Below are 11,704 nucleotides of genomic sequence, written 5' to 3'. Positions count from 1 at the left end.
CACTCTTTCCTGCTCACTGCGGTCGCTCAAACCCGTTTGTCCAGAGATTCCTTAGACGCAATAACGATTACGACCAAGACCACTTTGAGCGAGGCTGGTCTAGAACATGGCTAACGACTAGTGCAGCAGTGGTTTTTACCGCAAGCCTCGCCTTCATCATTTGCGTCGGGCTGTTCTTCTGGGCAGGGGTCCCAGGCAAAATTGAGAGGACCCTTAGGCGCTGGTCACAAGAGCGCGCCGAGAGAGAAGAGGCACTACGGAGTAGGGCGGCTGAGAGAGAACGGGAACTCGAAAGGCAAAGAGCCCAGCGCCTGGAAGAAGAGAAATCAAAAGCGGACACCTTCGCCGATGAGATCAAAGGAATTATTGAAGAACACAAGTACAACCTTGTTGCAGAGAGAAAGAAATATGTCTTCAAGGATGCTTATGGCAATGAAAACCTTGATCAGTGGATCGGCAAGCCAATGCTAATGCAAAGCATGATCAAGCTGCAATTTCTTGTTGGTAATGATGAGTGGTTCCTGAAAGGGATGCCCTATTTCTGGTACAAAGTAATACTCCCGCGCACTGGCAATACAGGAGAGCCCGCCGAGGACGTCGATGTTTTCTTCGAAAGATACGAGCAATATCGCAGCGTCTACTCACAAGTAGTCGACGTGAGCGGAAATGAGCGCATCGAGCGAGATAAGACCGAAGAGGATTGGTACGCAGAGATTGCGACCTACATAGAAGAGGCATGCCAATCCGTACTTCAGGCGGGACCTCTTGAATCCGTGGGCGAGATGAGCGGGGTTGACTACGAAAAGCACTGCGCTGACCTCCTGGAAGCAGCGGGATGGTCGGTAAGCGATACAGCCGTAACAGGGGACCAGGGGGTCGATCTAATTGCGACAAAGAACAATGCGCGTGTTTGCATTCAGTGCAAGCGCTACTCAAGCCCAGTAGGGAACAAAGCCGTTCAAGAAGTCACAGCAGGCATGACCCACTGGAATGGAACGCATGCAGTTGTCGTCTCGAACGCAGAATTTACGCGCGCTGCAAAGCGACTAGCTGAGTCAACGGGCGTGGTACTGATCGCTGAGACTGAACTTGCGAATCTCGAAAATCGGATCAACGCGATGTAATGACGGTTGCGACGTCAAAACTCTCAGCTTTACGCAAGGGTCATTGCGACTAATTATGCCTAACTGGCGATGAGATTTGTCATCAGAAATTGCGTAATACTGTTCAAGAGCAGTTCAGAACAAAGCCACTCCGCCACAGCATACCCAGAGGCAAAGGCAACAATATTATTTCGAAGAAGCCAAACAATCGGCAGAGTATTTGACTTATCGAGCTTATCTAGTAAAGCACAGTATCGCAGTCTTTCAGAAGCAAATCACAAGCATTTGGGCTACATCAAATGCAACTATATCTAGCATCTAGCTCTTTGAGCAGAAAAGATCAAGCCAGAACGAGCCAATGCTCCCGGGATTGGGCTCCTCAAGGCTTATCGCGGGATTCGAAGGGCTCTTATAGTAGAGCATATCCAGAGCTCCAAGAAGACGCCTGCCGCATGACACATAAATTGCAAATGCATCAAGGCTAATCATGCTCTTTTCGTATCCTTTTACCACAATACCCGAAATCACTTCCCCATAGCGAGAGTTGCGCGAATTCGACAAAGTCTGCTTGTTTAGATAATATATCTCACTAAGAGCGCCGTCAGTTTCGCCAAAGTTAAGCCAAGGATTCTCAATATTGGGACACAAGTAGTCGAACGCTATCCTCTTGACCGAATCGCTCCCGTCAAAAGGAGTGACCCATGAAAGGTCAACATAGTAGCCACTAGCGGCCTCGCTTGTTTTGTAAGCGGAAAGACTGCAGTCGAATACGTATCTCGATCTTTCGGTGCGACCAAAGGTGCTGTAGGAAAAATCAGCGCCAACATAAATAGTGCCCTTAAAATTGACGCTCTTTGTTTTTTTGATAGAGCCTTTTTTGACATATACAGCTCCACCATACCGACTGGCACCAATTTCTTCCCATGAACTGGGGTGTGCCTCGGAGTGAAGGAGAAGGGGGAGGCTGACAAGCAGCCCTAGAAGCATTGACCGGTAATTCATAAGAGGCATTACGTCAGAATTCCGCCAACTTAACCATTAATGACTGAATCCTTTGAACCTGTTCTTGGTCCAACCTGAAATACTCGGTTTGCGGCAGCCTTTCATTCCTGAAGAGCGAATGGAGATCCTTTTCGACATCTCTAAAGTTCTTGCACTTGATAGTATTTACGATTTCGTCAGGCTTAAGCTCCTCCATTCTTCGCTTAAGGTCCAAAGTAATACCTATCTTGAAGAGATCTTGATTTCGGATCAAATACACAAAGCCCAAGCATGAGTCGCTTTCGCCAGAGCTGCGATCTGATTCTTCAGGCTGAATAAGCTTTCCATTATTTGTTGCGCCTTTTGGGAAAGCTCGAAGGTCAGCAAGAGTGCTGATCAGGGCGACTCCTATCTCCTTCTCCATTAACTTTATTTCCGCCTGATTATATCGCACCAAATGCTCGGAACCCCTTTTAAGGCTCAGATCAAGGGAAAGGCTCCTTTCCACAGACCTATCTTCGTTATCAGGACCAAATACAATTACCGTCTCCTTAAATCGGATGTGCTGCTTTACCTTCAACTGAAGCGAAGGCGCAAGTTTTCGAAGCAGCATATTCCAGTGCTTCCTCTCAAACAAGAACTCTCGCTCATTGACACCCTTGTTCGCGTCCATAATTTAGAGCTGAATCCGCCGGCACGTCACCTCTGTCTCTTCATCTTGACCGAACATCTCCTTATGTTCAAATAAGTCAAGAAGAGACACAGGCTCATTTACACCTAATTGCTCAACCGCTTGGATGGCTTTCTCTATTTTTTGCACTACCGCCTCGGCCTCGCCAAGGCTTTCACAAACCTTGACCAATTCATCATCAATAAACACGGCATGCTTTTTTACTACCGAAACGAAGGAATCAGCCTCAAAGGGATATGTACCGTTTGAGACGAAATCGTTCGAGCACAGCGCCTTTATGGCAGCTTCCGCTGTCCCCACAACCAGATCTTGAGTAACAAAGACAACGGAAACAAGGATTGACATGAATCAAGTGATAAGCGGTGTGCAAGTTTACACCTGCATGCCAGCCGTGGAAATTCGCGACAGGCACAACCGGTATTACGTCAACCCAGTCTTAGCGAACTTGAGTCCGCTGGGTTAGCGGCGACATAACCAGAAGTGGTCGCTGTACTGCTGTGCCCGAGCGTGCTCTGGAGCGTGAAGACATCTACCCCGCGGCGGATCGCATGGGTGGCATGGGTATGGCGGAGCTTGTGAGGGTGCAAATGGACATCCACCGCCTTGCCCCAGCGCCGCATCCGTTCAGCAATCGCCTGACGGCTCAACGGACCGTTCTTCCGGCTTGAGGGGAAGACCCAGCTATCAGGCTCGCCGCGGCCAAGCGACTCAAACAACTCCAAGGTCTCACGGCTGACCTTGACAGTGCGCTGCTTACTGCCCTTGCCGAGGAGCGTGACCTGACCACCACCCTCGACCGCCTCGATGTCTCCCCACTTCAAGCGAGAGAGCTCAGTGACTCGGCAACCGAGCAGGTAGCTGCCGCGCACCAAGACGAAATCTCTAGCTGCTGTCTTTGAGCCTTGGGCTTTCGCTTGGCTGATCCTGCCCAGCACTGCCGACAGATCGGCTTCAGGCAGCGGCTTAGCCAGCTTTGGCGCATGGAGCTGCACTCGCGGGGGGATGGGGTTCCGCGGCACGCCCGTGACTGCCGAGCGGGAGAGCTCTGAAGCCCAGCGGTAGAGGGAGCTGACCGCGCTAACGCGCCTGTTGAAGCTTCGGGGCTTGATCAGACCAGCATCCACCTGCTGCCGCAAGGCATCAATCCAGTCCTGAGCCATGGCTGGCGCGATCTCTCGCAAGTGCAGATGGGGGTGGTGCTGATCACGCCAACGGAGGTAATGCATCAGCTCGCGGCGATACCCGTCCCGCGTCTCTTGGCTACCGGTGCGGCTGCATTGAGTGAGGAACCGCTTGAGCAGCAGCTCATCGCCCCAGAGGACGGCGCCAGTATCAGCGGCATCGAACAAACGACTGACAAAAGCCAACGCCTCTGCCTTATCCATGCCGTCCAAGACCGCAGGGATTTTGACAACACTTTTGGCAACACCGCTTTTTTGAGGGTCTGACGTAATCGCCAGATCGCCTGCGCCAGAACGGTTGAAGGGGCCTTCCAGCCCCCATGGATCATTTGGTTGATAAGGCTGATCTCACCCCATCTCCCTTATTAGGGTCAGGCGGCCACAGGGGCGGTCTGACGGGAGAAACGAACGATGTTGTTCGCTGTTACGTGTTTGCTCTTACCGAGCAGGCTTCAGTCACCCTCCTCATGCCCCGTCGAAACCATTGCAGCCCCGAAAAGTGGAGCTGAGCGGAATCGAACCGCTGTCCGAAACACTGGTGTGAGCCACCTAGTCCGGCCGAAACCGGACTCCTGCATTGTGGCAGTAGCCAAGGCACGGCGCAGGGGTGGGCATGACCGAACAGCAGCAGATCCAGTGCACCGCGGTTCTGCCCCCTGGGCTGGAGGCCTGCGGCGCTGAAGAGCTGAGCGATCTCGGGGCCACCGGGGTGAAGGCCCTGCATCGCGCGGTGGGTTTTCGCATTGATTTAGCCGGCTTCTACCGGATGCAACTGCAGGCCCGGCTGCCGTTCCGGGTGCTGCGCCAGCTCGCGGTGTTTCCCTGCCGCAATCGTGAGGAGCTGTATGCAGGCGTGCAGCGCGCCGCCGACTGGGAGCAGTGGCTACCCCCCGAACTGAGCTTTCGCGTGGATGCCAGCGGCAGCCTGCCGGGCCTCACCCACAGCCACTACACCGCACTCCAAGTGAAAAACGCCCTGGTGGATTGGCAGCGGCAGCGCTGGGGCGAGCGCTCCTCCGTGGATCTGGAAGACCCCGATCTCTCCATCCATGTACACCTGGGCGGCGGCCAAGCGCGGTTGAGCGTGGATGGCAGCGGCGAGAGCCTCCACCGCCGCGGCTACCGCCCCCGGATGGGCCTGGCCCCGCTCAAGGAAAACCTTGCAGCTGGGCTGATCCGACTCACCGGCTGGGATGGGAGCGTGCCCCTAGCCGACCCCCTCTGCGGCTCGGGCACGCTGCTGATCGAGGCCGCCTGCATGGCCCTGGGCCGCGCCCCGGGCCTCGACCATCGCTTTGCCTTGGAGCGCTGGCCCGATTTCAACGGCCAGCTCTGGGGCCAGGCGCTGGCGCAGGCCAGCCAGAGCGAGCGCAACCAGCTCGCTGATGGCCGGCCGCTGGCACCGGTGGTGGGGCTCGAACTCGATGGCGAGGTGGCCGAGCAGGCCCGCGCGAATGCCGAAGCGGCGGGTGTGGGCCATGCCGTGACAATCCAGAGCGGCGATTTCCGCAGCTTCCAGCCGCCGGACGGGCCCGGCGTTCTGGTGTGCAACCCGCCCTACGGCGAACGCATCGGGGATCGCGATGCCCTGGAGCCGCTGTATGCCGATCTGGGGCGGATGGTGAAGGAGCGCTGCAGCGGCTGGGATTTCTGGCTGCTCAGCGGCAATCCCGAGCTCACCGGCGCCCTGCGGATGAAAGCCAGCCGGCGCATCCCCGTGAGCAACGGCGGCATCGATTGCCGCTGGCTGCATTACGCCATCCGCTGAAGGATCACAATGCTGCGAGCGCGCCGGCCCCATTGATGCACCTGCCAGTTGGACTGCTGCTCGGCAGCACAACCGGGGCCACGGATGCCTCCTTGAGCGCGGTGCCCCTGGAGGCGCAGGCGCTCTTCATCGGCGTGGTGTTCCTGGGCACCCTGATCGTGAGCCGCTTTTCGATCCGAATCGGCATCCCGGCGATCCTCGGCGTGCTGGTGCTGGGCCTGATGATCAACATCCGGGTGCTGGATGTGAGCCATCGGGAGGTGGCAGATCTCTACACCTTCGCCCTGGCTCTGCTGCTGTTCTATGCAGGCCTGAAAACCAACCTCCAGTCGATCCGCGGCTTTCTGGAATATGGCCTGCTGCTGGCTGTGGGAGGCGTAGCGATCTCCACGGTGATCCTGGGCGGGGCCATCTACTGGCTGAGCTCAGCTAGCGGCACATCCCTCGCGCCGGGAATGGCCGACGCCATGCCGCTGGGCGCAGCCTTTCTGATCGCGGCCTGCCTGGGGTCCACCGATGCCGGCGCCACCCTGAGCGTGCTGCGCCAGGTGCAACGACTGGTGCCGGAACGCGTGCGTCACCTTCTCGAATTCGAATCGTCGGTGAACGATCCATCGGCCCTGATCCTTTACAGCATCTGCCTGGGCATCTTCACCGTCACCAGCGGGTCGGGCGATTCGATGGCGTCCATGGCGCTGCAGGCCTCCAGCAGCCTGCTGCAACAGCTGGGCTCCGGGCTGCTGGTGGGCATCGGCTTCGGCTATGTGGCCAAGCTGGTGATCAATCGCTTCGTGATGGAGAAGGAGCAGCTGCTGATCGTGGCGATGTCGATCGCCTTTGTGGATTACGGCCTCTCCTACTTCCTCGGAGGATCGGGCTACGTGGCGGTCTACGTGACTGGGGTGTTCATGACGAACCTCCGGTACAAGAACAAGCAGATCAATCACGAGAGCATTCAGGAGGTGCTGCTGCCGTTCAACACCATGACGGAGATCAGCATCTTTCTGCTGTTCGGGCTGCTGGTGAATCCCGCTGATCTGCTGCCCTGCCTGCCCGCCGGGGTGGCCGCCGCTGCCGCCCTGATGCTGGTGGCCAGGCCGGTGAGCGTGTTCTGCTTCCAGCGCTTCTCGCCCTTCAACCTGCGCGACTCCACCCTGATCGCCTGGTGCGGCCTGCGCGGTGCGGTGCCCCTGGCCCTGTCCTTCAACGTGGCCAGCGCCATCCCCAACCTGAGGGGCCTGGATCCAGCCCTGGCGACGCAGCTGGCCAGCAACAGCCAGAGCATCGTCTTCGTCGCCGTGATCCTCAACCTGCTGGTGCAGGGGCTGTCACTGCCACCGGTGTGCCGCCGGCTCAGCGGCCCACCAGAGCCCGGGTTGTCTTCGTGATGCCGGCCATCGTTTCCGGCAGGTAGGGGCCTCGGGTCAGCTGCCCACCGATCCGCAGCAGAACGCCGCTGAGCAGAAGGTTGAGCACGGCCAGGCCCAACGCTGCCTGTATCCATCCCCAGCCCTTGAGCATCACCCACCAGAGCAGGAGCGCTAGCTCGCCCGCCAGCACCGCCAGCAGCAGCGCGGCCAGGCCACCACAGAGCAACGCCAGTCCGCCCACCAGGCGCCGCTTCTCGCGATCGGCCTCCTTGAGGGCGATCCGCACGTGCAGGTCGAGCACGGAGGTCACGAGGCCGGTGACCCGGGACGCCGCCTCCAGGCGCAGCCCCCGACGGCGCTCCTCACGGCCACTACCGTTGGCGCTGCTCTCGCTCATGCCGAACGCCGGCCCGAAGCCAGCAGCACACCCACCAGCACGCCCACACCCGCAGCAATGCCGAGGGCCATCAGCGGCCGCTCCCGCACGGGCTTCTCAATCCGAGGCCGCAGGCTGGCGTTGAGATCATCCAGGAGTTGCTCGAGCTGCTCCTCCAGAGGGCACAGGGAGTCCGCCAGCTGATGCGCCTGGTCGCCGGTCACCTGCAGCAGATCAAGCAGCTGCTGTTTCACCCCCTCACTGGTGCGGCCGGTCTGCCGGGCGATCACCTCCACCACCGTGTCGAAGCTGCCGCGGGTGGCCTCCAGGGTGTGGCGCGCCACCTCAGGCCACTCCCTCTGAATGGAGGGCAGCAGGCTCTCGAAGCGATCGCGGAACTGGGTGGCCGCGGCAGAACCGCCCGGCTGGCCGGGCGACGTCGGCGGGTGCTGAGGCAGCTCCTGTTGCGAGTCCTGTTCCATAGGGCGGGGGCTGGACGCGGCGGGCCGCAGGCTGTGTCCAAGCTAAGGACAACCTCTTGAAAACGTCAGGGGCTCCGCTACCTTGCAGCTGCTCGGCGCTCGGGCCTGTTGGTTCACATCAATCAGGTAGAGCTGACGCACTTCAAGTCGTTCGGGGGGTCGATGACCATCCCCCTCGAGCAGGGCTTCACGGTGGTGACCGGCCCCAACGGCAGCGGCAAGAGCAACATCCTCGATGGCGTGCTGTTCTGCCTGGGCCTGGCCAGCAGCCGCGGCATGCGGGCTGAACGTCTGCCGGATCTGGTCAACAGCTCCATGCTCAAGCAGGGCAAGGCGGCTGAAACCGTGGTGACGGTGCGCTTTGACCTGCGCGACTGGCAGCCCGATGAGGCGGAAGCCGGCCTGGAAGCCCCCGAGGAAGGGCCCTGGATCCAACCGGGCCAGCAGGAATGGTCGGTGACCCGCCGGCTGCGCATCGCCCCCGGCGGCACCTACGCCAGCAGCTACAGCGCCGATGGGGTGGCCTGCAACCTCCAGCAGCTGCAAACGCAGCTGCGCCGCCTGCGGGTGGATCCCGAGGGCAGCAATGTGGTGATGCAGGGCGATGTGACCCGCATCGTGTCGATGAGCGCCAAGGAGCGGCGCGGCATCATCGACGAGCTGGCCGGTGTGGCCCTGTTCGATTCCCGCATCGAGCAGACCCGCAGCAAGCTCGCTGAGGTGCAGGACCGTGAGGAGCGCTGCGCCATCGTGCAGCAAGAGCTGCTGGTATCGCGCCAGAAGCTGGAGCGCGACTGCGCCAAAGCCCGCACCTACCAAGACCTGCGCGAGCGCTTCCAGCGAGGCCGCTTACAGGAGCAGGTGCTGGGCTTTGAGCAGGCCCAGGAGGAGCAGCGGCAGCTACAAAGCCGCCAGGAGGCCCTGGGCCGCCAACAGCAGAGCGAGCGCGCCGCCATCAGCGAAACCAAAACCGCCCTGGAGCAATCGGCCAGAGCGCTCGAAGCGCTGCAGGCCGAGGTGAAAGCCCTCGGGGAAGACAGCCTGCTGGCGGTGCAATCGGAGCTGGCGGGGCTGGAGGCCAGCGGCCGCGAGCTGGCCCGCCAAGCCGAAAAACACCAACGCAACGCCGAAGAGCTGCAGCGCCAGCGCCAGGAGCTGGCCCGCCAGCAAGGCGAACTGCGCCAGCAGCAGAGCCAGCTGGCCGCCCCCGACGATGACGCCGCCCTCGAGCAGGCGGAAACCAGCTGCCGCAGCGCTGAAGCGGCCGTGGAGCTGTCTCGTCGCCGCCTGGGCGAAGTGGCTGGCCGCAGCGGCAGCTGGATGGACGAGCAGAAGCAGCGCAGCCAGCGGCGCCAGGAGCTGCAGGCCCGGCTCTCCCCCCTGCAGGCCGAGCAGCAGCAGCTGGCGGCGCGGCTGCAGCAGGAGCAGGAGCGGCTGAGCGAACTGCAGCAGGAGCAGGCCGATGACGCCGCCAGCAGCGATGGTGTGGCCAGCGCCCTCAGCCAGCTGGAGCGCGAATGGCAGCAGCTGCTCACCGAGTTGCAACAGCAGCAGGGCCGGGCCCAGGAGCTGGCTGAGGCCCTCGCCCTGCAGCAACGCACCCGCCAACGGCTGGAGCAGGAGCAGGTGACCCTCGAGCGCGAGATCGCCCGCCTCGAATCACGCCGCGAAACCATCCAGGAGAGCCGCGGCACCGGCGCCCTGCGCCTGCTGCTGGAAGCCGGCCTCGATGGCATCCATGGCCCGGTGGCCCAGCTGGGTGAAGTGGAAGAGTTGCACCGCCTGGCACTGGAGGTGGCGGCCGGAGCGCGGCTCGGCCAGGTGGTGGTCGACGACGACCGCATCGCCGCGCGAGCGATCGAGCTGCTCAAGAGCCGCCGCGCTGGGCGCCTCACCTTCCTGCCCCTCAACAAAATCCGCGGCGGCGCCGGCTCCAGCGGCAACAGCGCGGCCTTCCAGCGCGGCAGCAACCCAGGTGGTAGCGGTGGCGATGGCCTGGTGGGCCGGGCAGTGGAGCTGGTGCGCTTCGAACCGGTGTACGGCGACGTGTTCCGCTATGTGTTCGGCGACACGCTGGTGTTCCGGGATCTGGCCAGCGCCCGGCGCGAGCTGGGCCGTGCCCGCGCCGTGACCCTTGATGGGGAGTTGCTCGAGAAGAGCGGTGCCATGACCGGCGGCAGCTTCCAGCAGCGGGGCAACCAGCTCAGCTTCGGGGCCGCCAGCGACGCCGATGAGGCCGAGCCCCTTCGCCGGCGCCTGCTGGAACTGGGCGAAACCCTCGCCGCCAGCCGCCGCAAAGAAGCCGAGCTGGGCCGCCAACTCGAAGAGCTGCGTCCGCAACTGAGCAGGCTCGAGCAGCGCCGCGCCGCCCTCGAGGCCGAACGCAGCGCCGCCCAGCGGGCCCATGGCCCCCTGCAGCAACGCCGCGACCAACTGCTCACGCGCATTCAGCAGATCGAGGCGGATCTGGGCAGCGGCCAGCAGCGGCTGCAAACCCTCGCGAGCGAGCTGGCACCGCTGCAGCAAAGCCTGCAGGAGCTGGAGGCGCAGGAAGCCAGCGCCCAGGCCAGCGGCGACAGCGAGCGTTGGCAGGGGCTGCAGCAGGAGTTGGAGGCCGCCGATGCCGCCCTCACCAGCGCCCGCCAGCAACGCGACAGCCTGCTCGCGGCCAGGCGGGAACGGGGCCTGGCGGCCGAGCGGGTGGCCAGCCAATTGCAAGCCCTCACCGGTGAAGAGCAGCGGCTGGTGCAAGCCGTGAATGCCCTGGTGGCTGAGCGGGCGGCCTGGAAGGAGCAGCAGCAGGCCGATCAAGCCAAACGCAGCGAGCTGCAGGCGCGGCAACAGGAGCTGCAGGCGCGCTTCGGCGAGCGGCGGCGCGCCCGTGATGAAGCAGAAGCACAGCTCTCACGCCAACGCCAAACGCTTCAGCAGCAGGAATGGGAACTGCAGCGCCTCGGAGAAGAACTCACCGCCCTGGCGGAGCAGGAACGCAGCGGCGCCCTGCGGCTCGAGCAACTGCAACGGGAGCTGCCCGATCCGCTGCCGGAGATTCCCGAAGACGTTCGAGAGAACGGTCTTGAAGCGCTGCAGGCCGAACTCAAGAGCCTCCAAGCCCGCATGGAAGCTCTGGAGCCGGTGAACATGCTCGCCCTGCAGGAGCTCGAAGAGCTGGAAGCCCGCCTCGCCGATCTGCAGGAACGACTCGATGTGCTCTGCAAGGAGCGCGAGGAGCTGCTGCTGCGCATCGAAACGGTGGCCACCCTGCGGCAAGAGGCCTTCATGGAGGCCTTCAAGGCTGTTGATGGTCACTTCCGCGAGATCTTTGCCGGCCTCTCCGATGGCGAAGGGCACCTGCAGCTGGAAAACCCGGAATCACCCCTCGATGGCGGCCTCAGCCTGGTGGCCCACCCCAAGGGCAAAGCGGTGCGCCGCCTGGCGTCGATGAGCGGCGGCGAGAAATCGCTCACAGCCTTGAGTTTCTTGTTTGCGCTGCAGCGCTTCCGCCCCTCGCCCTTCTATGCCCTCGACGAGGTGGACAGCTTCCTCGATGGCGTGAACGTGGAGCGCCTGGCGGCCCTCATCGCCCAGCAAGCCGAAGCCGCCCAGTTTTTGGTGGTGAGCCACCGCCGACCGATGATCGGTGCCGCCACACGCACCATCGGCGTGACCCAGGCCCGCGGCGCCCACACCCAGGTGGTGGGATTACCACCGGCGGCCTGAGGGCAGCACCTTGCCGCTCGGCCACAATGCGC

General features: G+C 61.7%; 11 protein-coding genes. 5 read left to right on the top strand and 6 right to left on the bottom strand.

All coding sequences use genetic code 11. The features are described 5' to 3' along the window. A partial coding sequence (locus tag H9532_RS01850; RefSeq protein WP_296365226.1) for a restriction endonuclease occupies positions 1 to 1,124 on the top strand: 1,124 nt, incomplete at its 5' end. A gap of 297 nt (positions 1,125 to 1,421) precedes the next feature. Here the strand turns inward: H9532_RS01850 and H9532_RS01845 are convergent. The 4 genes from H9532_RS01845 to H9532_RS01830 all read right to left on the bottom strand — a co-directional run bounded on the left by H9532_RS01845 (position 1,422) and on the right by H9532_RS01830 (position 4,076). Then, a complete protein-coding gene (locus H9532_RS01845) occupies positions 1,422 to 2,105 on the bottom strand; it encodes a hypothetical protein (protein WP_296365224.1) in 684 nt (227 codons plus the stop codon). 13 nt (positions 2,106 to 2,118) lie between these two features. Beyond that, positions 2,119 to 2,757 (bottom strand): GIY-YIG nuclease family protein, encoded by a 639-nt coding sequence (locus H9532_RS01840; RefSeq protein ID WP_296365222.1) that lies wholly within the window; start codon positions 2,755 to 2,757, stop codon positions 2,119 to 2,121. 3 nt (positions 2,758 to 2,760) lie between these two features. Continuing rightward, positions 2,761 to 3,120, bottom strand: a complete 360-nt coding sequence (locus H9532_RS01835) for a hypothetical protein (RefSeq protein ID WP_296365220.1) — start codon at positions 3,118 to 3,120, stop codon at positions 2,761 to 2,763. A gap of 80 nt (positions 3,121 to 3,200) precedes the next feature. Continuing rightward, entirely contained in the window at positions 3,201 to 4,076 is an 876-nt protein-coding gene (locus tag H9532_RS01830) for a tyrosine-type recombinase/integrase (protein WP_296365245.1), read from the bottom strand. Between H9532_RS01830 and H9532_RS01825 the strand changes: the two genes are divergently transcribed. The 3 genes from H9532_RS01825 (at position 3,963) to H9532_RS01815 (ending at position 7,112) form a co-directional block, all read left to right on the top strand. Next, positions 3,963 to 4,223 (top strand): hypothetical protein, encoded by a 261-nt coding sequence (locus tag H9532_RS01825; RefSeq protein WP_296365247.1) that lies wholly within the window; start codon positions 3,963 to 3,965, stop codon positions 4,221 to 4,223. The two genes, H9532_RS01830 and H9532_RS01825, sit on opposite strands and share 114 nt — an antisense overlap. A 346-nt stretch (positions 4,224 to 4,569) precedes the next feature. Next, positions 4,570 to 5,724, top strand: a complete 1,155-nt coding sequence (locus H9532_RS01820) for a THUMP domain-containing protein (protein WP_296365219.1) — start codon at positions 4,570 to 4,572, stop codon at positions 5,722 to 5,724. Positions 5,725 to 5,759: 35 nt separating this feature from the next. Next, on the top strand, positions 5,760 to 7,112 hold the full coding sequence (locus tag H9532_RS01815) for a cation:proton antiporter (RefSeq protein WP_296365217.1): 1,353 nt from the start codon (positions 5,760 to 5,762) through the stop codon (positions 7,110 to 7,112). On the opposite strand, the gene H9532_RS01810 is transcribed toward H9532_RS01815, so the two are convergent. Continuing rightward, complete coding sequence (locus tag H9532_RS01810; RefSeq protein ID WP_296365215.1) at positions 7,078 to 7,491, bottom strand: phage holin family protein; 414 nt, start codon at positions 7,489 to 7,491, stop codon at positions 7,078 to 7,080. The genes H9532_RS01815 and H9532_RS01810 overlap by 35 nt on opposite strands. Further along, on the bottom strand, positions 7,488 to 7,952 hold the full coding sequence (locus tag H9532_RS01805; protein ID WP_296365214.1) for a hypothetical protein: 465 nt from the start codon (positions 7,950 to 7,952) through the stop codon (positions 7,488 to 7,490). The genes H9532_RS01810 and H9532_RS01805 overlap by 4 nt, the downstream gene beginning before the upstream one ends. 108 nt (positions 7,953 to 8,060) lie before the next feature. On the opposite strand from H9532_RS01805, the gene smc reads away from it, so the two are divergent. Then, positions 8,061 to 11,672, top strand: coding sequence for a chromosome segregation protein SMC (gene smc, locus H9532_RS01800; protein WP_296365212.1), 3,612 nt, complete (start codon positions 8,061 to 8,063; stop codon positions 11,670 to 11,672). The last annotated feature ends 32 nt before the right edge of the window (positions 11,673 to 11,704 follow it).

Source organism: Vulcanococcus sp. Clear-D1 (genome assembly GCF_014654725.1).
In the GTDB taxonomy this organism is placed as follows: domain Bacteria; phylum Cyanobacteriota; class Cyanobacteriia; order PCC-6307; family Cyanobiaceae; genus Vulcanococcus.
The sequence above is the reverse complement of the archived record's forward strand: the minus strand, read 5'-3'. Positions and strand labels throughout refer to the sequence as shown.